General features: G+C 41.3%; 23 protein-coding genes. 22 read left to right on the top strand and 1 reads right to left on the bottom strand.

From position 1 onward, the window contains the following. Positions 1–12 precede the first annotated feature (12 nt). The 7 genes from truB (at position 13) to cls (ending at position 8,818) form a co-directional block, all read left to right on the top strand. A complete protein-coding gene (truB, locus tag LKD41_RS01005; protein ID WP_022242575.1) occupies positions 13–945 on the top strand; it encodes a tRNA pseudouridine(55) synthase TruB in 933 nt (310 codons plus the stop codon). A 32-nt stretch (positions 946–977) separates the two neighbouring features. Then, positions 978–1,901, top strand: coding sequence for a bifunctional riboflavin kinase/FAD synthetase (locus LKD41_RS01000; protein ID WP_022242574.1), 924 nt, complete (start codon positions 978–980; stop codon positions 1,899–1,901). A 174-nt stretch (positions 1,902–2,075) separates the two neighbouring features. Beyond that, positions 2,076–3,194: a C40 family peptidase gene (locus LKD41_RS00995; RefSeq protein WP_022242573.1), complete on the top strand. Its 1,119-nt coding sequence runs from the start codon at positions 2,076–2,078 to the stop codon at positions 3,192–3,194. A gap of 144 nt (positions 3,195–3,338) precedes the next feature. Continuing rightward, entirely contained in the window at positions 3,339–3,605 is a 267-nt protein-coding gene (rpsO, locus tag LKD41_RS00990) for a 30S ribosomal protein S15 (protein ID WP_022242572.1), read from the top strand. Between the two features lie 293 nt (positions 3,606–3,898). After that, entirely contained in the window at positions 3,899–5,992 is a 2,094-nt protein-coding gene (locus LKD41_RS00985; protein ID WP_117697175.1) for a polyribonucleotide nucleotidyltransferase, read from the top strand. Positions 5,993–6,231: 239 nt separating this feature from the next. Then, complete coding sequence (locus tag LKD41_RS00980; protein ID WP_022243719.1) at positions 6,232–7,122, top strand: S8 family peptidase; 891 nt, start codon at positions 6,232–6,234, stop codon at positions 7,120–7,122. Positions 7,123–7,282: 160 nt separating this feature from the next. After that, positions 7,283–8,818, top strand: coding sequence for a cardiolipin synthase (gene cls, locus LKD41_RS00975; protein ID WP_227700134.1), 1,536 nt, complete (start codon positions 7,283–7,285; stop codon positions 8,816–8,818). A gap of 8 nt (positions 8,819–8,826) precedes the next feature. Here the strand turns inward: cls and LKD41_RS00970 are convergent, their stop codons facing one another. Continuing rightward, positions 8,827–10,089: a D-alanyl-D-alanine carboxypeptidase family protein gene (locus LKD41_RS00970; RefSeq protein WP_331470864.1), complete on the bottom strand. Its 1,263-nt coding sequence runs from the start codon at positions 10,087–10,089 to the stop codon at positions 8,827–8,829. 98 nt (positions 10,090–10,187) lie between these two features. On the opposite strand from LKD41_RS00970, the gene LKD41_RS00965 reads away from it, so the two are divergent. The 15 genes from LKD41_RS00965 to rpsA all read left to right on the top strand — a co-directional run bounded on the left by LKD41_RS00965 (position 10,188) and on the right by rpsA (position 24,911). After that, positions 10,188–11,045, top strand: a complete 858-nt coding sequence (locus LKD41_RS00965; protein ID WP_227700133.1) for a metallophosphoesterase — start codon at positions 10,188–10,190, stop codon at positions 11,043–11,045. 107 nt (positions 11,046–11,152) lie between these two features. Then, entirely contained in the window at positions 11,153–11,902 is a 750-nt protein-coding gene (locus LKD41_RS00960) for a segregation and condensation protein A (RefSeq protein ID WP_022243723.1), read from the top strand. Positions 11,903–11,925: 23 nt separating this feature from the next. Beyond that, complete coding sequence (scpB, locus tag LKD41_RS00955) at positions 11,926–12,495, top strand: SMC-Scp complex subunit ScpB (RefSeq protein ID WP_022243724.1); 570 nt, start codon at positions 11,926–11,928, stop codon at positions 12,493–12,495. Between the two features lie 104 nt (positions 12,496–12,599). After that, positions 12,600–13,838, top strand: a complete 1,239-nt coding sequence (locus LKD41_RS00950; protein WP_227700132.1) for a D-alanyl-D-alanine carboxypeptidase family protein — start codon at positions 12,600–12,602, stop codon at positions 13,836–13,838. 140 nt (positions 13,839–13,978) lie between these two features. Next, on the top strand, positions 13,979–15,415 hold the full coding sequence (locus tag LKD41_RS00945) for an acyl-CoA carboxylase subunit beta (protein WP_117697184.1): 1,437 nt from the start codon (positions 13,979–13,981) through the stop codon (positions 15,413–15,415). A gap of 13 nt (positions 15,416–15,428) precedes the next feature. After that, complete coding sequence (locus LKD41_RS00940) at positions 15,429–16,163, top strand: OadG family transporter subunit (RefSeq protein ID WP_227700131.1); 735 nt, start codon at positions 15,429–15,431, stop codon at positions 16,161–16,163. A 28-nt stretch (positions 16,164–16,191) separates the two neighbouring features. Next, positions 16,192–16,554 (top strand): biotin/lipoyl-containing protein, encoded by a 363-nt coding sequence (locus LKD41_RS00935; RefSeq protein WP_227700130.1) that lies wholly within the window; start codon positions 16,192–16,194, stop codon positions 16,552–16,554. Between the two features lie 10 nt (positions 16,555–16,564). Beyond that, positions 16,565–17,716, top strand: coding sequence for a sodium ion-translocating decarboxylase subunit beta (locus tag LKD41_RS00930; protein ID WP_117697187.1), 1,152 nt, complete (start codon positions 16,565–16,567; stop codon positions 17,714–17,716). 10 nt (positions 17,717–17,726) lie between these two features. Then, positions 17,727–19,145, top strand: coding sequence for an oxaloacetate decarboxylase subunit alpha (locus tag LKD41_RS00925; RefSeq protein WP_022243730.1), 1,419 nt, complete (start codon positions 17,727–17,729; stop codon positions 19,143–19,145). Positions 19,146–19,385: 240 nt separating this feature from the next. Then, a complete protein-coding gene (locus LKD41_RS00920; protein ID WP_227700129.1) occupies positions 19,386–20,027 on the top strand; it encodes a hypothetical protein in 642 nt (213 codons plus the stop codon). Between the two features lie 73 nt (positions 20,028–20,100). After that, positions 20,101–21,030 (top strand): MurR/RpiR family transcriptional regulator, encoded by a 930-nt coding sequence (locus LKD41_RS00915; RefSeq protein WP_022243732.1) that lies wholly within the window; start codon positions 20,101–20,103, stop codon positions 21,028–21,030. Further along, complete coding sequence (locus LKD41_RS00910) at positions 21,023–22,258, top strand: NAD(P)/FAD-dependent oxidoreductase (protein ID WP_117841010.1); 1,236 nt, start codon at positions 21,023–21,025, stop codon at positions 22,256–22,258. The genes LKD41_RS00915 and LKD41_RS00910 overlap by 8 nt, the downstream gene beginning before the upstream one ends. A gap of 35 nt (positions 22,259–22,293) precedes the next feature. Then, on the top strand, positions 22,294–22,959 hold the full coding sequence (cmk, locus tag LKD41_RS00905; RefSeq protein ID WP_022243734.1) for a (d)CMP kinase: 666 nt from the start codon (positions 22,294–22,296) through the stop codon (positions 22,957–22,959). 1 nt (position 22,960) lies between these two features. After that, positions 22,961–23,839: a 4-hydroxy-3-methylbut-2-enyl diphosphate reductase gene (gene ispH / locus LKD41_RS00900; protein ID WP_022243735.1), complete on the top strand. Its 879-nt coding sequence runs from the start codon at positions 22,961–22,963 to the stop codon at positions 23,837–23,839. Then, positions 23,820–24,911, top strand: coding sequence for a 30S ribosomal protein S1 (rpsA, locus tag LKD41_RS00895; protein WP_022243736.1), 1,092 nt, complete (start codon positions 23,820–23,822; stop codon positions 24,909–24,911). The genes ispH and rpsA overlap by 20 nt, the downstream gene beginning before the upstream one ends. The last annotated feature ends 6 nt before the right edge of the window (positions 24,912–24,917 follow it).

The following is a 24,917-nucleotide window of genomic DNA, read 5'->3' as shown; positions in this document are numbered from 1 at the left end:
ACAGGATAACGTATGGACGGAATTATTAATGTGAGAAAAGAAAAAGGATTTACGTCCTTTGACGTAGTTGCAAAGCTGCGTGGAATTTTAAAAATGAAAAAGATTGGACATACAGGTACGCTTGATCCGGATGCGGAGGGCGTACTTCCTGTATGTATAGGAAAAGCAACCAGAGTCTGTGACCTTTTAACTGATAAGGACAAGGTATACGAGGCAGTCATGCTTTTGGGAAAAGAAACGGATACCCAGGATATGACAGGAACCATATTAAAGGAATCCGAGGTAAATCTTTCCATAGAAGAAGTAAAGCAGTGTATTGAAAGCTTTGTGGGAGAATATGCACAGATTCCGCCGATGTATTCTGCACTGAAGGTCAATGGAAAGAAATTATGTGACTTAGCAAGAGAAGGTGTGGAAGTAGAACGCAAGGCAAGGAAGGTTCAGATATTAGATATTGCAATTTTATCAATCGACTTGCCGCGAGTGACCATGCGGGTGCACTGTTCCAAAGGAACTTATATCCGGACATTGTGCCATGACATCGGAGAAAAATTAGGTTGTGGAGCCTGTATGGAGTACCTGGTACGGACAAGAGTTTCAGATTTTCAAATAGAAGATGCAAAAACACTGCAGGAAATTGAGACAATAATGAAAAGTGGTAAGATAGAAGAGATTTTATATCCCATTGATACCGTATTTAAAAATCTGCCACAGATTCACAGCCGCAAAGATAGTACTGCACTTTTATATAATGGAAATAAGCTGCCGCTTCCTGTGATAGCAGAGGCAGAGACGATAGAGCATACGCTTGCTTCTTTTTATAAAGAAGATGACTGCAAAAAAGTCAGAGTGTATGACAATGCAAATCATTTTGTTGGAATATATGAATACCGTACAGCGGACAGGCTGTTTAAGCCGGTAAAACTTTTCTTTACACAGCAATGAGAAGGAAAAAGACATTTAAGCAGGTATAAAAAATGAAGTATATACATGGAACAACAGAATTTCATATTGAAGAAGAATGCGTGCTTTCCCTTGGCAAATTTGACGGTCTGCACAGAGGACATGAGACTTTATTAGAACATATGATGGAGCAGAAGAATAAAGGCTGTGCAACGGTACTATTTACCTTTGCCATTCCGCCGAGACCGGGCAGGATAAATGAAGTCCAGAAGGTGCTTACGACGAATGAAGAGAAGGTTGCAATCTGTGAAGAGCAGGGCATTGATTATCTGATTGAATATCCTTTTACCAAAGAAGTCATGACCATGGAACCGGAAGCATTTATTGAAATGCTGGCTTCTTCCATGAAAATCCGTGGCATTGTGGTTGGAACAGATTTTCATTTCGGACATAACCGCCGCGGAGATTACCATCTGCTGGAAATATATGCGAAGAAGCTGCATTATGAACTTAAGGTAATAGATAAGGTTCAGTATGAGAATCGGGATATCAGCAGTACCTTTATCCGGGAAGAAGTAGAAAAGGGCAATATGGAAAAAGTAAAATACCTTCTTGGCTATGATTATTTTGTGGAAGGTGTTGTAATACATGGCAGAGAAATGGGCGCAAAGGTACTTGGAATCCCGACCATAAATATCATACCGCCGGAAAACAAACTGCTTCCGCCGTTTGGCGTCTATGTTTGTGATGTTGTAGTAGGGGATAAGACATATCATGGAATCGCAGATGTGGGATGTAAGCCGACTATCGAAGGGGTTAATCCGGTGGCAGTGGAAACCAATATTTTTGATTTTAATGAGAATCTCTATGGAAAGAAAGTGCGTGTCTGCTTCCGGAGCAGAGAGCGCAGCGAGATGAAGTTTGAATCCTTAGAGGCTTTAAAGCAACAGCTCGAACAGGATATTGCCTATGGCAGATTTTATGTACAGCAGCATTAAACATATGAATTTCGTAAATTTTCGAACAATTGTTACATAATTGTTACATATTTATGTTGACATTATGAAATCACGTTGCTATAATCTTAAAATATGGAGAAGCATATTGATTCGAACAGATGCGGAAATGCAGGGTGCATTTTGCATCGTTACAATGTCAGGAGGCATATTTTTATGAAGAACAATAGAAAGTGGAAGACAACAGCATTTATTCTTACCTGTGGACTTACAGTGGCGCTTGAGGGTGGCGCAGCTGCACAGACATCAGCAGGTTCCGGCTTAAATGCAGGAATATTTGCTACAATGGATTCCTATTATAATACAGATATTGTTGTTTCAGCAACCAATACTGTTACAACGATGGAAGGACAGTCTGAGGATGCTGCAGCAACCGATACAACGGTACCTGCAGATACAGCAGCAACCGATACAGCGGTACCAGCAGATACAACAATCTGTGGATATACCAATCTTGGTATTGCACAGGTTGACAGCAGTTTAAATGTAAGGGAACAGCCGGATACCAATTCTGATATCGTAGGAAAGATGCAGAACGATGCCGGATGTGAAATATTAGAGGACAATGGCGAGTGGCTTAAAATTGAATCTGGTCAGGTAACCGGATATGTAAAAGCAGAATATATCATTACCGGAGAGGCAGCTGTAGCAAAAGCCCAGGAAGTAATGAAGACCATTGCAACCGTTACAACACAGACTTTAAATGTACGTGCTGAGATGAATACCGATTGTACCAAACTGGCATTGATGCCGGAAGGAGAAGAATTAGAGGTTTTAAATCAGTATGATGGCTGGGTGGAAGTAGACTTAGATGGTGATGTAGGATATGCAAGCACCGACTATGTAGAGATTTCACAGCAGCTGCCAAAGGCACAGACCATGACAGAATTAAAATATGGTCAGGGTGTTTCAGATACAAGGGTATCACTGGTGGCTTATGCAACACAGTTTGTCGGTAATCCATATGTATGGGGCGGAACCAGCCTTACCAGAGGAGCGGACTGTTCCGGATTCGTATTATCCGTATATGCAAATTATGGCGTATATCTGCCACACTCATCCAGAGCACAGGCAGGATGCGGAACCAGAATCAGTGCATCCGAAGCACAGCCGGGAGATTTGTTCTTCTATGGTAGCGGTAAGGGCATCAACCATGTGGCAATCTATATCGGAAATGGTCAGATTGTTCATGCAAGTTCACCTTCTACCGGAATCAAGATTTCCAATGCATATTATCGTTCACCAGTATGTGTTGTCCGTGTATTAGGAAACTAGATAAGGAAACTAAAAGAATTTTGTTTACAAATAATAAGTAGTATGTTATATTTGTTAGGTATGATTTAGCCGATATTCGGTAGATGGACACTCCGACCTTTTGCTGATTATCAGGCGATAAGAAAATATAAGGAGGAAACGTAAATGTTATCAAAAGAAAGAAAAGAAGCAATCATCGCAGAATATGGTAAAACTGCTACAGACACAGGTTCACCAGAGGTACAGGTTGCACTTTTAACAGCCAGAATCAATGAGCTGAATGAGCACTTAAAAGTAAATCAGAAGGATCATCATTCCAGAAGAGGACTTTTAAAGATGGTTGGTCAGAGACGTCGTTTACTGGCTTACTTAAAGAAAGTTGATATTGAAAGATATCGTTCTTTAATCGAACGTTTAGGTTTAAGAAAGTAATTTCTTGTAAAAGGAAACCGTATAGAATAGAGCGGAGTTGTCCGCTCTATTTTTCGGTTGCCAGGCTTCCACAGGTTGCCGGATATCCGTAAGGAACTGCAAGTGCAGAGTCTTATGGATGACAATGTAAGAACGGCAGAAGGACGATTCCGAGACCACTGATTAGTGCAATTACAGATTGTGTTAATCAGTAGTTTCGGTCGATACACCTCCGGATGGCTGCAAACAGCACCATTTCGGAACTTCTGCCATAATAAGCAGGAATATCCTGTATACAAAAAAGGAGAAATGATATGTACCAGAGTTATTCAATGGAACTTGCCGGAAGAACTCTTACGGTTGATATTAACCGTGTGGGTAAACAGGCAAATGGATGTGCATTCATGCACTATGGTGATACCACTGTATTATCTACTGCAACAGCATCTGAAAAGCCAAGAGACGGAATCGACTTTTTCCCTCTTAGCGTAGAGTTCGAAGAGAAATCTTATGCAGTAGGAAAAATCCCTGGCGGATTTAATAAGAGAGAAGGAAAAGCATCTGAGAATGCAATCCTTACTTCCCGTGTAATTGACAGACCTATGCGTCCGTTATTCCCAAAGGATTATCGTAATGATGTAACATTAAACAACCTCGTTATGAGCGTTGACCCGGAATGCCGTCCGGAAATCGTAGCAATGCTTGGTTCTGCGATTGCAACCTGCATTTCGGACATCCCATTTGACGGACCATGTGCTATGACACAGGTCGGAATGAAAGATGGTGAATTTGTAATCAACCCATCCCAGGAAGTTTGGGACAATGGTGATTTACAGTTGACGGTTGCTTCTACAAGAGAGAAAGTAATCATGATTGAAGCCGGAGCAAATGAGATTCCGGAAGATAAAATGATTGAAGCAATTTACATGGCACACGACATCAACCAGACCATTAATGATTTCATTATGAAACTGGTAAACGAAGTTGGTAAACCAAAACATGAATATACAAGCTGTGCAGTTCCAGAGGAAATGTTTGCAGCTATGCGTGAGATTGTTACACCGGATGAGATGGAAGTAGCAGTATTCTCTGACGACAAACAGACCAGAGAAGAAAATATCCGTAAAGTAACAGAGAAAATGGAAGAGGCATTTGCAGATAACGAAGAGTGGCTTCCATTAGTTGGTGAGGCTGTATATCAGTATCAGAAGAAGACCGTTCGTAAGATGATTTTAAAAGACCACAAACGTCCGGATGGAAGAGCAATCAACCAGATTCGTCCGCTGGCATCTGAGGTTGATATTATTCCTAGAGTACATGGTTCTGCTATGTTTACCCGTGGACAGACTCAGATCTGTGATGTTGTAACATTAGCGCCATTATCTGAAGTTCAGAAAATCGATGGATTAGATGAGAATATTACAACCAAGAGATATATGCACCATTACAATTTCCCATCCTACTCTGTTGGAGAAACAAAACCTTCCAGAGGACCGGGACGTCGTGAAATCGGACATGGAGCACTGGCTGAGAAAGCATTGGTTCCGGTTCTTCCTTCTGAAGAAGAATTCCCATATGCAATCCGTGCTGTATCCGAGACCTTTGAATCTAATGGTTCTACCTCTATGGCATCTACCTGTGCATCCTGTATGGCACTTATGGCTGCAGGTGTTCCGATTAAGAAAATGGTTGCAGGTATTTCCTGTGGTCTGGTAACTGGAGAGACAGATGATGATTACATCGTATTAACCGATATTCAGGGACTTGAGGACTTCTTCGGAGATATGGACTTCAAGGTAACCGGTACACATGACGGTATTACTGCAATCCAGATGGATATTAAGATTCACGGATTAACAAGACCTATCGTAGAAGAAGCAATCAGAAGAACCAGGGAAGCAAGACTTTATATCATGGACGAAGTTATGTCCAAAGCAATTGCTGAACCAAGAAAAGAAGTTGGACAGTATGCTCCAAAGATTCTTCAGGTTCAGATTGACCCGGCTAAGATTGGTGATGTAGTAGGTCAGAAGGGCAAGACAATCAACGAGATTATCGACCGCACCGGTGTTAAGATTGACATCAATGATGAAGGTGCAGTAAGCATCTGTGGTACCGATAAAGCAATGCTTGAGAAAGCTGCTGACATGATCCGTATCATTACAACTGATTTTGAAGAAGGTCAGATTTTCACGGGTAAAGTAGTAAGCATCAAAGAATTTGGTGCATTCATCGAATTTGCACCGGGCAAAGAGGGAATGGTTCACATTTCCAAGATTGCAAAAGAGAGAATCGAACATGTAGAAGATGTTCTGACTCTTGGTGATACAGTAACCTGTATCTGCATGGGCAAAGACAGAATGGGAAGAATCAGCTTCTCCATCAAGGATGTTCCTGCTCAGAACTAATTGCAGATTCGTGGCATGTGATTTTTCAATACTCACATAAATAAAATAAGGCGTATGCTTTTGCGGATGAAAATCCACAAGGGTATACGCCTTTTTACGTAAGTAGCGAAGAAAAAGTCTGGCAGAAAAAAAGAGCCGGGTTTGCTGAGTAAACTTCTTTTTCGGGTATCCGGAAAGCTCTGCCGGTGGTCAAAAATGCTGCACTGCATATATTATAAGAAAACATAAAATGGTGCAGTATGGAACGGGTCAGACAGATTACAAGGGTGAATGAAGCTCATAAACTAGGATATATTGGAAATAATGTCACTGTGGCCGTGATGGATACAGGAATTGGAACTCATATTGATTTTGGACAAAGAATCAGAGGATTTCGTGATTATGTAGGTGATAAGAAGATACTTTATGATGATAATGGTCATGGAACCCATGTTTCAGGAATTATTGCAGGTTCCGGTTTTGCTTCTCATGGACGTTACCGGGGGATGGCACCGGGAGCAGCGATATATGCGATAAAAGTATTAGACCGTATGGGAAAGGGAAATACCAGACTGGTGGTATCAGCATTAAAATGGCTGATTTCTAATTATGAGAAAATGAATATCAGAATCTTAAATATTTCCGTAGGAATGCTTGCTTCGGCCAGAAGGGAAGAACAGGAGGAATTGTTAGCAGCAATTGAAGCAGTCTGGGATGCAGGAATCGTAGTGGTTGCTGCTGCAGGAAATAACGGGCCAAAGGATAAGAGTATTACGATACCGGGGCTATGCCGGAAGATTATAACGGTGGGCAGCAGTGATGATGAGGAAGGAGAAGTAAAAAATCTGGGCCTGATGCGTGGGTATAGTGGGAGAGGTCCGACGGAAGCCTGCATTATGAAACCGGAAGTAGTGGCTCCTGGAACAGCGATTGTCAGCTGTAAGCGGATGGGAAATGGTTATGAGATGAAAAGTGGAACCTCTATGGCAACACCGGTGGTGGCGGGGGCGGTCGCGGTGCTTTTAAGCCGTTATTCAAATCTAAAACCGGCAGAAGTAAAACTGCGGCTTTATGAGACGAGTGTAGATACCGGAAAATCCAAGCATGCACAGGGCTGGGGGAGGCTGGATGTCATGCAGCTGATTCGATAAAATAAAAGAACATGGAAGAGATAAAAAACAGAGAGAAAGAGACAGAGGGAAAGAGACAGAGGGAAAGGAATACGCCGGACATTTGATTTCTGGGAGAAAATGCGGTAAAATGAAGAATACGCATAAAATAAGGGGTAGAAAAGAAAGAGGAGGGAATAAGGTGAAGAAAATATTTAAAGTTTTAATCAGCAGACTTTTTATCACAGTTTTACTTATTTTACTTCAGTTTGGATATTTATTTTATCTGCTGCTGGAAGTTGGTAAAATGTCTACTTACATCAACCTGATTCTCAATATACTTGCATTTATCGTAGCTTTATTCGTTGTAAATCGAAGAATGAATCCGGCATACCGGCTGGCATGGGTATTTATTATTCTGATGTTTCCGTTGATCGGATTGTTGCTGTACGTGGTATTTGGAAGACCGGAACTCACCAAAAAGGCAAGAGAGAAAATGAACCGTGTAAATGAGGAAGTAGAACCGCTTCTTACAGAAGATAGAGCGTGCAGAGAACGGCTGGCAGAAGAAGATCCGGTTGCCGCTGGACAGTCTGCATATATCAGTGACTGGGCGCATTTTCCGGTTTATGAACATACAGCAACAAATTATTATCCGTCCGGAGAAGAAATGTTTCCGGTTATGTTAGAAGAAATCCGGAAAGCGAAAAAGTTTGTTTTTCTGGAATATTTTATTTTAGATGATGGAAAGATGTTCCGGGAGCTGATTCAGCTTTTGAAGGAAAAAGTGGAAGAGGGCGTAGAAGTACGTCTGATTTATGATGATGTTGGCTGCATTACGACACTGCCGAATAATTTCTATAAAGAATTGCAGAAAATCGGAATTAAATGTGCGGCGTTTAATCCGTTGCGGGCGAGACTGGCTGTCATTATGAATAACCGTGACCACAGAAAAATCCTCGTTATTGATGGAAATGTTGCATTTACTGGCGGAATCAATATTGCAGATGAATATATCAATGAAATTGAGCGGTTTGGATACTGGAAGGATACCGGAATCCATATGAAAGGTGCAGCGGTATGGAGCTTTACCTGTATGTTTCTTGAAATGTGGAATTATATAATAAATTCCACGGAGGATTATGAGAAGTTCCGGCCGGATGCAGACTATGTGGCAAAGATTCCGTCCGTTGGATATGTGCAGCCGTATAGTGATACACCGTTAGATCACGAAAATACCGGCGAGAATGTATACATGAACATTATTAATTCAGCACAGAAGTATGTCTACATTTTCACCCCGTATCTGATTATTGACCATGAAATGCTGGTAAGCCTTCAGAATGCGGCAAAACGTGGTGTGGATGTGCGGATTGTAACACCTGGGATTCCGGATAAGAAATTTGTTTATCTTCTGACACAGGCAGATTATGGTGTTCTTATTGAAAGTGGTGTAAAGATTTATCAGTATACACCGGGATTTATTCATGCAAAGAGTTTTGTCTGTGATGATAAAATTGCTACCGTAGGCAGTATCAATCTGGATTACCGCAGTATGTATCTGCATTTTGAATGCGGAGTCTGGTGCTATAAGACCGAGGCAGTGCTGCAGTTAAAAGAAGATGCACTTGCGGTAATCGGACAGTCACAGCAGATTGATCTGGAATTCTGCAAACACAGATTTGTAGGAGTACGGATGATACAGACCTGTCTGCGTCTGCTGGCCCCGCTTTTGTAGAAAAGGTTTTACAGGGAGAAGAAATAAGTAAGCGTCTTGCGAAAATAATCCTGATAGGTAGCTTTTGGAATCGTAGTATCATATAAGACCCGGATGGAGCCGATTTCTTTTTCATTTAATGTATAGTAAAGTGTGCCGGCTTCTTTTCCCTGTGTTACCGGAGCTTTTATTTCTTCTGGAAGAGAAAGCTTTTTTTCAATAAGATTTAAGTCATTTCCTGCAGTATCAAGATATGAAAAGGTTCCTTCATAGGAAAGACTGACCTTTTTATCAGTGCCACCCCGTACTGATAATTCCGGCAGAGCGGGCGGTGTGGTATCCTGATAGAGCCGGCATACGGAAAAACCATAGTCTAAAAGGGCGGACGCATCAGCAAAACGCACTTTATAATCCGGTGCAGCCATAATGACTGCGATGAGTTTAATGTTATCTTTTTCAGCAGTGGCTGAGACACAGTACTTGGCAAGACCGGTGGAACCGGTTTTTAATCCTGTGGCATAGGCGTATTGTTTGATGAGCTTATTGGTGTTGGTTAGACCAAATTCGGAAGACCCTTTTTTCGTGACATGGGTAATATTTTCCATCCAGATGGTGGAATAATTATGTATCTGCGGATATTTTGTGATTAATTCCCGGGACATTAGAGCAACATCATAGGCACTGGTCATATGATTGTCAACGTCAAGACCGCAGCAGTTAACAAAGTTGGTATCCTTCATACCAAGTCCGGCAGCCCGCTCATTCATCTGGGCAACGAAGGCATCTTCCGAACCGGCAATGAATTCTGCCATGGCAACGCAGGCGTCATTGGCACTGGCAACACTGATACACTTTATCATGGTATCAACGGTCTGGGTTTCACCCGGCTCTAAGAAGACCTGGGAACCGCCCATACTTGCAGCATGTTCCGAAACTGTGACAACATCATCCAGGGAAATTTTTTGTGTGTCCAGAGCATCGAAAATCAGAATCAGCGTCATGATTTTCGTAATGCTGGCAGGATGCAGGATGGAATGAGCATCCTTTTCATAGATGATGGTTCCGGTAGATGCTTCCATTAAAAGAGCGCTGGGAGCGGACAATGCGACCGGAGCAGATGCATCGGAAGCAGCATCCGGATTGGAAGCATCTGGCATGGAAGCATCAGGGGATGGATTGTCGGATTCTGCAGGAGTTTCGTTTTCTGCAAGAACAGAAAATTGTGATGCCATTGGTAAAAAGGCCGGGCTGAGAAGAGACAGGCTTATGAAAATGGAAAGAATGGTATGCATAAGAATACCTCCGGTATGTTCTATTACATTTTAATAGAGAAGAGAAAGAAATATGCAGATAAAGCATGGTTTATTTTGTTGACGCAAAGAGGTGAAAGATGTTATTAAAAATCATTATTGTAATAGCATGTGCGATTTTGGCTTACATAATCTGGCAGTGGCAGGAATTAAAAAAATTTGCAAGAACGGATTATGAGATAAAAAGTGGTAAAGTGCAAAGAGAATATAAGGCGGCAGTCTTGGCTGATTTACATGGATTTCAATACGGGAAAGACAACATCCGGCTTTTGGATGCAATTAGAAGCGGACAGCCGGATCTGATTCTGATTCCAGGAGATATGGTGGTCAGCAGGAAAAGTGACACCTATGAGACAGCGTTAAAGATATTGGAAGAGCTGTGCAGGATTGCACCGGTTTATTATTCTTACGGAAATCATGAATCCCGTGCCCACATAAGAAAAAGTGAGTATCAGGAGAAATTTTTCGCTTTTGAAAATAAGGTAAAAGAGCTTGGCATCCATGTACTGCATAATGAAACAGAAGCTTTTGGAGAACTGGCGGTTACCGGGCTTGAAATTCCATTGTCCTGTTATAAAAAAGGAGTGGATGTGCCACTTCCACAGGATTATCTTGAGAAAACGCTTCCGGAGCAGACGGAAGATACATTTCAGGTGCTGTTAGCACACAATCCAAGATACGCGAAGGAATATGCAGACTGGGGAGCGGATTTGACTTTTTGCGGACATAATCATGGAGGACTGATACGGATTCCGGGCGTTGGAAGCCTGATTTCTCCACAGTTTCAGTGGTTCCCGAAATATGATGCAGGAGCCTTTGATTTTGAGGGAAAGAAAGTAATCGTAAGCCGGGGACTTGGAACCCATACCTTTCATATCAGAATCTTTAACCGGGCGGAACTTGTGTTTATGGTTATAAAACCACAAGATATTGCTTGATTTGTGGTATAAAGTTGTGAAAAACACTAAATCTTGTGAAAACACTTGCGTTTTTTCTTAGATACCGTTAAAATAGATGTGCTAGGAAAGAATGGAGAGATTTTGAAATGGAATTAACAGTAAAGCTGCAGGTGTTCGAAGGACCGTTAGATTTGCTCCTTCATCTGCTGGATAAGAATAAAGTAAATATCTATGATATCCCAATTGTGGAGATTACCAATCAGTATATGGAATATATCCGGGAAATGAAGAGGCAGGATTTAAATGTTATGAGTGAGTTCTTAGTTATGGCAGCTACACTGATTGATATTAAATCAAAGATGCTTCTTCCGGCAAAAGAGACAGAAGAAGAGGAAGCAGAAGACCCGAGAGCAGAACTGGTAGAACAGCTTTTGGAATATAAGATGTATAAATGCATTTCCTATGAATTAAAAGACCGTCAGATGGATGCGGAAAAGGTGATGTTTAAGGAGCCGACGATTCCGGACGAGGTAGCTGCCTATGAAGAGCCGGTGGATTTAGAGGAACTGATGGCAGATGTCACATTGAAGAAATTGAATGATATTTTCAAATCCATCATGCGTAAGCAGGAAGATAAGATTGACCCGGTTCGTTCCAAATTTGGCAAGATTGAGAAAGAAGAAGTATCACTGTCCGATAAAATGGTATATTTAGAGCAGTATGCAATGACACATCCACATTTCAGCTTCCGCAGTCTTTTAGAAGCACAGTGTGGCAAGATGGAGATTATCGTGACCTTTCTTGCAGTGCTTGAGTTGATGAAGATGGGCAAGATAACCATTTATCAGGATAAAATATTTGATGATATCAGAATAGAGTCCAAGGTTGCAGCCTAGGCTCTTATTATATGAGGGTAGTAATGGAAGAAAAGAATTATGAAGCAATTATAGAAGCAATTTTATTTACCATGGGGGAATCGGTAGAATTGGATAAAATTGCGAATGCAATTGAATTAGACAAACAGGAAACCAAAAAGAAAATAGAAGCACTCCGGCAGAAATATGAGCAGGAAGAAAGAGGTATCCAGATTATCGAACTGGACGGCGCTTATCAGATGTGTACGAAGAATGAAATGTATGAATATCTGATTCGGATTGCAAAACAGCCGAAGAAGCGTGTCCTTACAGACGTACTGTTAGAAACCTTATCCATCATTGCTTATAAGCAGCCGATCACCAAGGCGGAGATTGAAAAAATCCGTGGCGTATCCTGCGATCATGCAGTAAGCAAACTGGTGGAATATAATCTGGTCAATGAAGTGGGAAGATTGGATGCTCCGGGCAGACCGATGCTATTTGGCACAACAGAGGAATTCTTACGGAGCTTTGGTGTGCATTCCATCGATGAACTCCCGGTGCTGAATGAAGACCAGGTGGAAGAATTCAAGCATCAGGCTGAACAGGAAGCAGAAATGAAGCTTGAAGTATAGCAACAGGGAATGTAGTAAGCGGAAGTATAATCATAGAAAGAAATGAATAGAATGCAGAGAAAATGTATTTCGGAGCGGTCATGAAAAAGAGACGGTGGAAGAAAATGATAGCATTATCTCTGCTTTTTATATTTTTTAGTTCCAATCATATTCCGGCAGAACCGCTGCCACAGGATAATCCGGATGAAACACAGGAAGAAAATGAAATAGAAATCGAAGAACCAAAGAATTTGTACGCGCTGTCTGCATGCTTAATGGATGCGGATTCAGGGCGTATTTTGTTTGGAAAAGAAGAGGATGTGCGCCGGGCAAATGCCAGTACGACAAAGATTATGACATTGATTGTAACCTTAGAGCATGCAGATTTAAATGACGTGGTTACATTTTCTGATTATGCAGCCTCCCAGCCGGATGTGCAGCTGAATGGAGCAAGTGGGGAACAGTTTTTATTAAAAGACCTTTGTTTCTCTCTGATGTTAGAATCCCACAATGATTCAGCAGTGGCAATTGCGGAACATGTGGCAGGAAGTGTGGAGGCATTTGCTGACTTGATGAATGAGAAGGCGGCGGAGCTTGGCTGCATGGATACCTATTTCATTACGCCAAACGGACTGGATAAGGAAGATGAAAACGGATTCCATGGAACGACAGCAGCCGACCTTGCCCGGATTATGAGCTATTGCATCAAGGAGTCTCCCATGAAAGAGACTTTTCTTGAAATTACGCAGACACCGTCCTATTCCTTTTCTAATATAGAAGGAACACGAAACTACAGCTGCAATAATCACAACCGTTTCCTTACGATGATGGACGGAGCAATCAGTGGTAAAACCGGTTTTACGGGCAATGCCGGATACTGTTATGTGGGAGCATTGCGGCGGGATGACCGTACCTATGTGGTGGCACTTTTAGGCTGCGGCTGGCCAAACAATAAGAATTATAAATGGTCAGACACAAAACAGCTGATGCAGTATGGAATCGATTCTTTTGAAAAGGTAAATCTTCTGGAGTTGGAAATCCCCAAGGAAGCAGAATGTCCCCTTAAGATAAGTGGGGCAAAGACAGAAGGCTATAGCAGAATTAAGATGACAGAGGTTCAGAACAGGACAGAGGAAAAACAGATAGAAAATATACTGCTTCGTAAGGATGAATCCATTGAATTTAAATTGGAGAGAAAGCAGAGACTTGAGGCTCCGGTGGAAGCAGGAACTACTGTTGGAACCCTTAAGTATATACTGAACGGGCAGGTGGTGAGAGAGGAAGAACTTGTCTTAAAAGACAGTGTTAAGGCATGGGATTACCGCTACAGCTGCCTCAGAATGGTTGACCTTTTTTCTTTATAAAGTCAGAAAATCAGCTATAAAATGCGATATGTAAAATCTGTGAAAAAATTAACAATTTGCTATTGAAAAGTTTTGGTCAATGTACTACAATTACCCTAGCGAAAAATTTTATTTTTCTAAAATAGATGGAGGACTAAGAGATGAGCAACAGAAGTAATAACTTAGCAGAACAGAGAATTTGCCGTTTGCTGGATGAAAACAGCTTTATGGAAATCGGTTCTCTGGTAACCGCAAGAAATACGGATTTTAATCTGGCAGATGAAGCTACGCCATCAGATGGTGTCATTACCGGACATGGTCTGATTGATGGTAATCTGGTATTTGTCTACAGTCAGGATTCTTCCGTATTAAATGGAACAATTGGCGAGATGCATGCAAAGAAAATTGCAGCTGTTTATGACAGAGCAATGAAGATGGGTGCGCCGGTAATCGGACTTTTGGATTGTGCCGGAGTTCGTCTTCAGGAATCAGTAGATGCTTTGAATGCATTAGGAATGATTTATGAAAAACAGGTTATGGCATCCGGAGTAATTCCACAGATTTGTGCTGTATTTGGCAACTGTGGCGGCGGACTTACCGTAGTACCTGGATTATGTGATTTTGCATATATGGAAGCTGATAAAGCAAAAATGTTTGTAAATGCACCAAACGCAATCGAAGGAAATTACGTTGGAAAATGTGATACTTCTTCTGCAGATTTCCAGAGCACAGAGACCGGCGTCATTGATATGGCAGGTTCTGAAGAAGAAATCTTTGCACAGATTCGTGAACTGGTCTGCATGCTTCCGGCAGATAACACAGAGAATGGTTATATGGAAGACTGTGAAGATGATTTGAACCGTGCATGCGAAAATGTAGATACCATGAAAGGCGATCCTCGTTTCGTATTAAGCGAGATTTCTGATAATCATAATTTCTTAGAGACAAAGAAGGATTACGCAAAGAGCATGGTAACCGGATTCATCCAGTTAAACGGACTGACTGTCGGTGCCGTTGCTAACTGCACAGAAGAATATGATGAAGAAGGAAAGAAAGTCGCAGAGCATGATGCAGCACTTTGTGCAAAAGGCTGTGAAAAAGCTTCTGAATTCATCCAGTTCTGTGATGCATTTGATATTCCTGTATTATCTCTTACCAATGTGGCTGGATTTACAGCAACAAAATGCAGCGAAAGAAGACTTGCAAAAGCTCTGGCTAAACTTACATATGCATTTGCAAATGCTACTGTTCCTAAGGTTAGTCTGCTTACCGGTAATGCTTACGGAAGTGCAGCAGTAATGATGAACTCCAAAGCAATCGGTGCTGACCTTGTATACGCATGGCCGGATGTTAAGACCGGTATGATGGATGCACGTCTTGCAGCAGAGATTATGTATGCAGACGCTGATGCGGACAAGCTTGCTGAGAAAGCAAAAGAATATGAGGCATTACAGTCTAACGTTGTAACTGCAGCTAAGAGAGGATATGTAGACTTGATTATTGAGCCTGCTGATACCAGAAAATATCTTGTAGCAGCTTTTGAAATGCTGTTTACAAAACGTATGGATACTCCATATAAGAAACATGGAACAAAATAGAAAGGTGAATCTTATGAAGAAAAAATTGTGGATGCTTGTATGTGTTTGTCTGCTTGCATTTTCTGTTACGGCCTGTGGTAAGACAGATCAGACTTCAATAACATTCAATGGAGGCACCTATGACCAGTGGAAGGATACAGTACAACAGACAGTACAGCAGATAACTACTGTGTCAGAAGCTGATATTGATAATGCTCTTTCTTCCGTTTCAGAGAAGAGCGATGCAGTAAACTACAACTTCTATAGCAGTTGGAAAGAAGCTGTTGCTGACGAAGGAGACTTCCAGGGATTTGGTGACTTTACCATGACAGAGTCAAATAAGACAATGGTAATGGAACAGATATTGAATTATACCAACCGTGATTTGAGTTTTACTGTTGTATTTGATACAACTACAGACACACCGGAACTTACCAGTATGACATTTGACAAGGTATATTCACTTGGCGAGAAAATGGGCAAAGCCGGAATGAATACACTTATGGGCATGGGTACCGTATTTGTAATCTTAATTTTAATCAGTATTATTATTTATGCATTCCGCATTATTCCTTATTTACAGAATAAGAAAAAGAATGCGGCTGATGCAACTGCTGCAAAAGAAGATAAAGTAGTAGAACAGATTGCTCAGAAAGAAGAGCTGGTTCAGGATGATTTGGAACTTGTTGCAGTTATCTCTGCTGCAATTGCGGCAGCAACAGGAAGTTCTACAGATGGATTTGTAGTACGTTCCATTAAGAGAAGATAGTTTGAAGAATAATTAGGAGGATATAAAGATGAAAAACTATACAATTACAGTAAATGGAAATGTTTATGATGTTACCGTAGAAGAGAACGGAGCATCTGCACCTGTAGCTGCACCAAGAAAGGCAGCAGCTCCTACAGCAAAAGCAGCAGCACCTAAGGCAGCAGCCGGAGCAGGAAGCATTAAGATTGAAGCCGGAGCAGCCGGAAAAGTATTCAAGATTGAGGCTCAGCCTGGAACAGCAGTAAAGAAAGGTGATGCAGTTCTGATTCTTGAAATTATGAAAATGGAGACTCCTGTTGTTGCACCGGAAGACGGAACAGTTGCAAGCATCGAAGTTGCAGTTGGTGACAGCGTAGAAGCAGGAGCATTACTTGCTACAATGAACAACTAGGAGGAAAATTATGTTAAGTTATGTTGGAGACACAATGAGTAACCTCCTGCATCAGACTGCATTCTTTAACCTGACCTGGGGTAACTACCTTATGATTGTAATTGCCTGCGTATTCTTATATCTGGCAATCAAGAAAGGTTATGAACCTCTTCTTCTGGTTCCGATTGCATTTGGTATGCTTCTGGTTAACATTTATCCGGACATTATTGCAAGTCCGGAAGAGACCAGCAATGGTGTCGGTGGTTTACTTTATTATTTCTATACTCTGGATGAGTGGTCAATCTTACCTTCTCTGATTTTCCTTGGAGTTGGTGCGATGACAGACTTTGGCCCTTTGATTGCAAACCCAATCAGCTTCCTTTTAGGAGCAGCAGCACAGTTCGGTATTTTCGGAGCTTACCTGCTTGCAATTCTGATGGGATTCAATGACAAGGGAGCAGCAGCCGTATCTATTATCGGTGGAGCAGATGGTCCGACCTCTATCTTCCTTGCCGGTAAATTAGGACAGGCTGCATTGATGGGACCGATTGCGGTGGCAGCATATTCTTATATGTCTCTGGTTCCGATTATTCAGCCGCCAATTATGAAACTGTTTACAACAAAGAAAGAACGTGCAATCAAGATGGAGAACCTTCGTCCGGTATCCAAACTGGAGAAGATTTTGTTCCCAATCGTAGTTACTACAATTGTATGTCTGATTCTTCCGACAACCGCTCCGTTGGTTGGTATGCTTATGCTTGGTAACCTCTTCCGTGAGTCTGGTGTAGTCAGACAGCTTACAGATACAGCATCCAATGCTTTGATGTATATCGTAGTTATTCTTCTGGGTACTTCCGTTGGTGCATCTACCAGTGCAGAAGCATTCTTAAATTTCAGCACACTTAAGATTGTTGCTCTTGGACTGATTGCATTTATGTTTGGTACTGCAGCCGGAGTCCTCTTTGGAAAACTGCTTTGCTGGATTACCAAAGGAAAAATTAATCCGTTGATTGGTTCCGCCGGAGTTTCCGCCGTGCCTATGGCTGCGCGTGTATCGCAGAAGGTTGGTGCAGAAGAAGACCCGACAAACTTTTTACTTATGCATGCAATGGGACCAAACGTTGCCGGTGTTATCGGTACAGCAGTAGCTGCCGGTGTATTTATGGCAATCTTTGGTATATAGGAGGATAGAAATGTCAGAAGAAATGAAAAAACCTTTAAAAATTACAGAAACTGTTCTTCGTGATGCACATCAGTCTCTGATTGCAACCAGAATGACAACAGAACAGATGCTTCCAATTATCCCGAAAATGGATGAAGTTGGATATTATGCAGTAGAGTGCTGGGGTGGAGCAACATTTGATGCCTGCCTTCGTTTCTTAAAAGAAGATCCATGGGAGAGACTTCGTAAATTAAGAGATGGATTTAAGAAAACTAAACTTCAGATGCTGTTCCGTGGACAGAATATCTTAGGATATCGTCCATATGCAGATGATGTGGTTGAGTATTTCGTACAGAAATCTATTGCAAACGGAATTGATATTATCCGTATTTTTGACTGCTTAAATGATGTTCGTAACCTTCAGACAGCAGTAACAGCATGTAACAAAGAAAAAGGACATGCCCAGGTTGCATTATCCTATACATTAGGAGATGCTTATACCTTGGATTACTGGATGGAAATGGCAAAGAGAGTAGAAGACATGGGTGCTGATTCCTTATGTATTAAGGATATGGCAGGACTTTTAGTTCCTCAGAAAGCAACCGAACTGATTCAGGCTCTGAAATCTTCAACCAGCCTTCCAATCGAACTGCATACACATTATACTTCCGGTGTTGCTTCCATGACATACATGAAAGCGGTAGAAGCTGGATGTGACATTATCGATACCGCAATGTCACCATTTGCACTTGGTACCAGCCAGCCTGCAACCGAAGTTATGGTAGAAGCATTCAAGGGAACACAGTATGATACCGGTCTTGACCAGAACAAACTGGCTGAAATCGCTGATTACTTCCGCCCAATGCGTGAGGAAGCATTAGACAGCGGTCTGATGAATCCAAAGGTACTTGGTGTTAATATCAAGACTTTATTATATCAGGTACCGGGTGGAATGTTATCCAACCTGATTTCCCAGTTAAAAGAGCAGGGACAGGAAGATAAATACGAAGAAGTGCTGGCTGAAGTACCTCGTGTTCGTAAAGACCTTGGTGAGCCACCACTTGTTACACCTTCTTCCCAGATTGTTGGTACACAGGCTGTATTTAACGTATTAATGGGTGAGCGTTACAAGGTTGCTACCAAAGAGACCAAGGATATTCTTCTTGGAAAATATGGTCAGACTGTAAAACCTTTCAATCCGGAAGTTGTGGATAAGGTTCTCGGTGCTGACAAAGATAAGGCAATTACCTGCCGTCCGGCAGACTTACTTGAGCCTGAATTAGATAAGATTGAAGCTGAAATGAAACAGTACAAACAGCAGGATGAAGATGTATTATCCTATGCATTATTCCCGCAGGTTGCTACTGAGTTCTTCAAATATCGTCAGGCACAGCAGACGAAAGTTGATACAACAATTGCAGATACAAAGAACGGAGCATATCCGGTATAGGGTACCTTGCTATCTATAGCAGTAAAGAGGCGGCTACAGACAAATATGTCTGTAGCTGTTTTCCTTTTGATGGGTATAATGGAATATCAGAATTACATAAAAATTCTATGGACAAGAGGACAAAAGATTGCTATGATGAAGTCATGATTTGTCATGGGGTAGACAATTTTAATTGCAAAGCATTTGAAAATATTGTGGCAGTTCTTTCACGGTATTTGGAGAGGGAAAAGGTGAAGGACAATGAAACTGTATGAATTGGGGACAGGGGAGCCGGTGCAGGTGCTGGTGAAAGTGGAGAATGCTTCAGCAGAATATGATAGTACAGTTGCTTTTGGAAAAGAAGGCATTTTATTAATTGAGCCAATACGTTATGATGGAAAAATTATTAATTTTTCCGGAGATAAGGTGCATATCAGTGTAATTTATATGGAAGATGGAATCAAACCGCTGATATGGGAGGGGTGCAGAATGCAGACCGTCCAGGCAGGAAAAGAAAAATATCATGCAATTGTATGCAAGCGTGATGGAATAAAATGGAACCGCAGACAGGCGTACCGCCAGTATCTGGGACTGGATGGAATGTTGTCCATTGACAGTACAAGAGCAAATCGTTCTGTGGTTGTGAAGGATATCAGTGCTACCGGAGTGTCATTTGTGGGGATGCCGGATATGAATTATCTTACGATGGGACCGTTTCATTTGACGTTTGAAGATAAAGCAAGCAGGCTTAAAGTGCAGTTATCTGGTATGGCTGTTCGTCAGGAGCCGGTAGATGAAACGAAAGTGATTGTAGGATGTACGGTAAAGCAGGCAAATCTCGACTTGGGGACTTATGTCGCCTCCAAGCAGAAGCAGGAAATTGCCAGACGACATGGAAACTGACGAAAATCCTGCAAAAAAATGTTAAAACGACATAAAAAATGCAAAATATTTGTAGAATCGAGAAGAAGGAACTATGAATGGGAATACCAATGATTTGACCAGTCGAATCAACGAATGTTATGGAAGTTTAAGCAAAGGACAGAAAATATTAGCAACCTATATTACGGATAATTATGATAAGGCGGTATTTCTTACGGCAGCAAAAATGGGACAGGTAGTAGGTGTGAGCGAATCGACTGTAGTACGATTTGCTACACATTTAGGCTATAAGGGTTATCCGGAATTTCAAAAGGCTTTAGAGGAGATGGTTCGGAATAAGCTCAACTCCATTCAGCGTATGGAAGTGACTTATGGAAGAATCAGCCAGTCGCATATATTAGAAACGGTATTGCAGTCGGATCAGGAGAAAATTAAGGATACCTTGGAACATATTGATGAACATGCTTTTGAACTGGCAGTAGATACCATTATCAAAGCAAAACATATTTATATTGTTGGAATACGAAGCTGCGCTCCACTGGCAGCTTTTATGGCGTTTTACTTTAATCTGATGTTTGAAAATGTGACATTGCTTCAGACCAATAATTCCAGTGAATTATTTGAACAGATGGTGCGAATCAGTAAGGATGATGTCATTATCGGAATCAGTTTTCCAAGATATTCCATGCGTACCTTAAAGGCAATGGAATTTGCCAATAACCGGAATGCAAAAGTAATTACATTAACAGATAGTGTGCATTCCCCAATGAATTTATATTCTTCCTGTAATCTGATTGCAAGAAGTGATATGGCATCTATTGTGGATTCTCTGGTGGCGCCGCTTAGTGTTATCAACGCACTGATTGTTGCTCTGTGTATGAAGAAGCAGGGCGAGGTTGCCAAGACATTGGAGACCCTGGAGGATATCTGGAATGAATATCAGGTATATGAAAATGATGAAATTAATTATATTGATGATAAAATCAAAATGAGATATGCCAAATTAGGAGATGCAGATGAGTAAGGTACTTGTAATCGGTGGTGGACCGGCGGGCTGTTTTGCAGCAATTGCTGCGGCAGAGCAGGGACATCAGGTCGTATTGTTAGAACGCAATGAGAAAATCGGGAAAAAATTATTCATTACCGGAAAAGGAAGATGCAACCTTACCAATGCATGTGATACGGAAGAACTATTTTCAAACATTCCAAGGAATTCCAAGTTCTTATACAGCGCAATCTATTCTTATGACAATTTCCGGGTCATGGATTTCTTTGAACAGAATGGTACACCGGTAAAGGTGGAGCGGGGAAACCGCGTATTTCCGGTATCAGACCATTCATCGGATGTCATTGCAGCCTTAAAACGCTCCCTGGATGCACATAAAGTAAAGATTATGTATCATACAGCGGTAGAAAAGCTTATGGTATCGGAGAATTGTGTACATGGAGTAATTACTGCAGAGGGAAAGAAAATGCCGGCAGATGCAGTAGTTATTGCAACAGGCGGCTGTTCTTATGCATCTACCGGTTCTACCGGGGATGGTTATCGTTTCGCAGAAGCCTGCGGACATACCATAAAAACCTGCAGTCCATCCCTTGTGCCTTTTAATGCAGAAGAGGAATATGTCAAAGAATTGCAGGGGCTATCGTTGAAAAATGTAAAGGCAAGCATTTATCAGGGCAAAAAGCTTTTGTATGAAGCTTTTGGAGAAATGTTATTTACCCATTTTGGCGTAAGTGGACCTCTGATGTTAAGCGCCAGCAGTGTGGTAAATGATGCGGTAAGAAAACAGCCGTTGCAATTATACATTGACTGGAAACCCGCACTTTCAGAAGAACAGTTAGATCACAGAATTTTAAGGGACTTTGAAGAGGCAAAGAACCGGCAGGTGATTCATGGAATTGAAAAATTATATCCGTCCAAATTCCTGCCGATTATTTTAAGACTTGCTAAGATTCCAGCAGAAAAGCGTGTCAATGAAGTAACCAAAGAGGAACGGCAGCGACTGGTGGACTTGACAAAGAAGTTCCCGGTTACACTGACTGGTTTACGGGGCTTTTCGGAAGCCATTATTACAAAGGGTGGTGTTTCCGTAAAAGAAGTAAATCCATCGACCATGGAATCAAAATTAACAAAGCATCTTTATTTTGCCGGAGAGGTATTGGATTTGGATGCATTTACCGGCGGCTTTAATCTGCAGATTGCCTGGTCTACCGGATATCTGGCAGGAAGCAGCATTGGAAATGAATAAAGAGAATAAAAAGCAGAAAAATCGGAGGATGAGAAATGAGCTTTAATATAGCAATCGACGGACCGGCAGGAGCCGGAAAAAGCACTATAGCAAAACAGCTTGCAAAGGAACTTTCTTTTATATATGTAGATACAGGAGCCATGTATCGGAGTATGGCATTGTATTTTATGAGAAATGGCATTGCAAAGGAAGATGAGGCAGCAATTTCAGATGCCTGTAAAACCGTGGAAGTATCGATTGCCTATGAGAACGGAGAACAGCAGGTGCTTTTAAACGGTGAGAATGTCAGCAAAGAAATCCGGAAAGAAGAAGTTGGAAAAATGGCATCTGCCACCAGTGTTTATAAGGAAGTCCGTAAAAAACTGGTTGAATTACAGCAGAAGCTTGCAGCAGATAAAGATGTTATCATGGATGGAAGAGATATCGGAACCTGTGTGCTGCCGAATGCCCAGGTAAAGATTTATCTTACTGCAAGTGTTGAAACAAGAGCCGAGAGAAGATATCAGGAATTGCTGGAAAAAGGTGCTGCCTGTGACTTGGAAGTGATTAAAAAAGATATTGCGGACCGTGATTATCAGGATATGCATCGGGAGATTTCACCATTAAAGCAGGCAGAAGATGCCATTCTTGTAGATTCTTCGGATATGGGAATTGAAGAAGTGGTAGAAACCATCAAAAATATTTATAGGGAAAAATGTTAATATGAAAAATGTCAGAGTTGCAAAAAGTGCAGGTTTCTGCTTTGGCGTAAAGCGTGCAGTAGATATGGTTTATGCACAGCTTGAAACAAACGATGAAACAAAGGATGGAATAAAAGACCCGATTTATACTTACGGACCGATTATTCATAATGAAGAAGTGGTAAAGGATTTAGAGGCAAAGGGCGTAACCGTAATCCATGATATTTCAGAAATAGAAGAATCAGAAAAAGGAACCATCGTCATCCGTTCCCATGGTGTAGGCGAAAAAATATATCAGACATTAGAAAATGCCGGTTACCATATCGTGGATGCCACCTGTCCTTTTGTAAAGAAGATACATCGTCATGTACGGGAATATGGAGATGCCGGTTATCATGTTGTAATTATCGGAAATGCCAGCCATCCGGAGGTAGAAGGAATCCGTGGATGGGGAAATGAAGAGGAAATTACGGTAATTGGAACGAGGGAAGCAGCAGAAAATTTCCGGGTTTCAGCAGGAAAAAAGGTTTGTATCGTATCACAAACGACATTTAACTACAATAAATTTCAAGAATTAGTTGAAATTATAAATAAAAAAGGTTATGATATAATTGTTTTAAATACAATCTGTAATGCAACGGAAGAGCGGCAGACCCAGTCGAGGGCTTTGGCAAAAGAAGTTGAAGCGATGATTGTGGTTGGTGGGAAGAGCAGTTCCAACACACAGAAGTTATTTGAAATATGTAAAAACGAATGTGCAAATACTTACTATATACAAACCATAGATGATTTGGATCCGGCAGTACTTCGGACCATTGATAACGTAGGTATTACCGCAGGGGCATCTACCCCAAATAAAATTATTGAGGAGGTTCAAAATAATGTCAGAAATGAGTTTTGAACAAATGTTGGAAGAATCTTTTAAAACAATAAGAAATGGAGAGGTAGTCGAAGGCGTCGTTATCGGTGTTAAGCCAGATGAGATCATCCTTAATATTGGATATAAGTCAGACGGAATTATTACACGTAATGAATATACGAACGAAGCAAATGTAGACCTGACCACCGTTGTATCCGTAGGTGACACTATGGAAGCCAAAGTTTTAAAGGTAAATGATGGAGAGGGACAGGTACTTCTTACTTACAAACGTCTTGCTGCTGAAAAAGGAAGCAAGCGTTTAGAGGAAGCATTCAACAATCAGGAAGTGCTTACCGCAAAGGTTACACAGGTATTATCCGGTGGATTAAGTGTTGTAGTTGACGAAGCAAGAGTATTTATTCCTGCAAGCCTTGTATCAGATACTTACGAGAAAGATTTATCTAAGTATGAAGGACAGGAAATTTCATTTGTAATCACTGAGTTCAACCCAAGAAAGAGAAGAATTATCGGTGACAGAAAACAGCTTTTAGTAGCAGAGAAAGCTGAAAAACAGAAAGAACTCATGGAGAGAATCCATGTTGGTGATGTTGTAGAAGGTACAGTAAAGAACGTAACAGACTTTGGCGCATTCATTGACCTTGGTGGAGCAGACGGACTGTTACATATTTCTGAAATGTCCTGGGGACGTGTTGAAAGTCCTAAGAAAGTATTCAAAGTTGGCGATACTGTAAAAGTATTCATCAAAGATATCAATGAGAGTAAGATTGCACTGAGCATGAAATTTGAGGATGAGAATCCTTGGAATAATGCTGCAGAGAAATATGCAGTAGGTAATGTGGTAACAGGTGTTGTTGCAAGAATGACAGACTTTGGTGCATTCGTAGAATTAGCTCCTGGAGTAGATGCATTACTTCATGTATCCCAGATTTCTAAAGAGCATGTTGAGAAACCTTCTGATGTATTAAAAGTAGGTCAGAAAGTAGAAGCTAAAGTAGTTGACTTTAATGAAGAAGACAAGAAAATCAGCTTAAGCATGAAAGCACTTCTGCCAGAAGAGGAAGCTGATACAGAAGAAGTTCCTACAGAAGAATAATAAGGT

The organism is Roseburia sp. CLA-AA-H209, from assembly GCF_020687575.1.
In the GTDB taxonomy this organism is placed as follows: domain Bacteria; phylum Bacillota; class Clostridia; order Lachnospirales; family Lachnospiraceae; genus Roseburia_C; species Roseburia_C amylophila.
This window is presented reverse-complemented; position numbering and strand designations above follow the sequence as displayed.

Excerpts from the sequence above, each read along its gene's own strand:
- truB (WP_022242575.1), top strand. The coding sequence starts at position 13 with ATGGACGGAATTATTAATGTGAGAAAAGAAAAAGGATTTACGTCCTTT.
- LKD41_RS01000 (WP_022242574.1), top strand. The coding sequence starts at position 978 with ATGAAGTATATACATGGAACAACAGAATTTCATATTGAAGAAGAATGC.
- LKD41_RS00995 (WP_022242573.1), top strand. The coding sequence starts at position 2,076 with ATGAAGAACAATAGAAAGTGGAAGACAACAGCATTTATTCTTACCTGT.
- rpsO (WP_022242572.1), top strand. The coding sequence starts at position 3,339 with ATGTTATCAAAAGAAAGAAAAGAAGCAATCATCGCAGAATATGGTAAA.
- LKD41_RS00985 (WP_117697175.1), top strand. The coding sequence starts at position 3,899 with ATGTACCAGAGTTATTCAATGGAACTTGCCGGAAGAACTCTTACGGTT.
- LKD41_RS00980 (WP_022243719.1), top strand. The coding sequence starts at position 6,232 with ATGGAACGGGTCAGACAGATTACAAGGGTGAATGAAGCTCATAAACTA.
- LKD41_RS00970 (WP_331470864.1), bottom strand. The coding sequence starts at position 10,089 with ATGCATACCATTCTTTCCATTTTCATAAGCCTGTCTCTTCTCAGCCCG.
- LKD41_RS00965 (WP_227700133.1), top strand. The coding sequence starts at position 10,188 with ATGTTATTAAAAATCATTATTGTAATAGCATGTGCGATTTTGGCTTAC.
- LKD41_RS00960 (WP_022243723.1), top strand. The coding sequence starts at position 11,153 with ATGGAATTAACAGTAAAGCTGCAGGTGTTCGAAGGACCGTTAGATTTG.
- scpB (WP_022243724.1), top strand. The coding sequence starts at position 11,926 with ATGGAAGAAAAGAATTATGAAGCAATTATAGAAGCAATTTTATTTACC.
- LKD41_RS00950 (WP_227700132.1), top strand. The coding sequence starts at position 12,600 with ATGATAGCATTATCTCTGCTTTTTATATTTTTTAGTTCCAATCATATT.
- LKD41_RS00945 (WP_117697184.1), top strand. The coding sequence starts at position 13,979 with ATGAGCAACAGAAGTAATAACTTAGCAGAACAGAGAATTTGCCGTTTG.
- LKD41_RS00940 (WP_227700131.1), top strand. The coding sequence starts at position 15,429 with ATGAAGAAAAAATTGTGGATGCTTGTATGTGTTTGTCTGCTTGCATTT.
- LKD41_RS00935 (WP_227700130.1), top strand. The coding sequence starts at position 16,192 with ATGAAAAACTATACAATTACAGTAAATGGAAATGTTTATGATGTTACC.
- LKD41_RS00930 (WP_117697187.1), top strand. The coding sequence starts at position 16,565 with ATGTTAAGTTATGTTGGAGACACAATGAGTAACCTCCTGCATCAGACT.
- LKD41_RS00925 (WP_022243730.1), top strand. The coding sequence starts at position 17,727 with ATGTCAGAAGAAATGAAAAAACCTTTAAAAATTACAGAAACTGTTCTT.
- LKD41_RS00920 (WP_227700129.1), top strand. The coding sequence starts at position 19,386 with ATGAAACTGTATGAATTGGGGACAGGGGAGCCGGTGCAGGTGCTGGTG.
- LKD41_RS00915 (WP_022243732.1), top strand. The coding sequence starts at position 20,101 with ATGAATGGGAATACCAATGATTTGACCAGTCGAATCAACGAATGTTAT.
- LKD41_RS00910 (WP_117841010.1), top strand. The coding sequence starts at position 21,023 with ATGAGTAAGGTACTTGTAATCGGTGGTGGACCGGCGGGCTGTTTTGCA.
- cmk (WP_022243734.1), top strand. The coding sequence starts at position 22,294 with ATGAGCTTTAATATAGCAATCGACGGACCGGCAGGAGCCGGAAAAAGC.
- ispH (WP_022243735.1), top strand. The coding sequence starts at position 22,961 with ATGAAAAATGTCAGAGTTGCAAAAAGTGCAGGTTTCTGCTTTGGCGTA.
- rpsA (WP_022243736.1), top strand. The coding sequence starts at position 23,820 with ATGTCAGAAATGAGTTTTGAACAAATGTTGGAAGAATCTTTTAAAACA.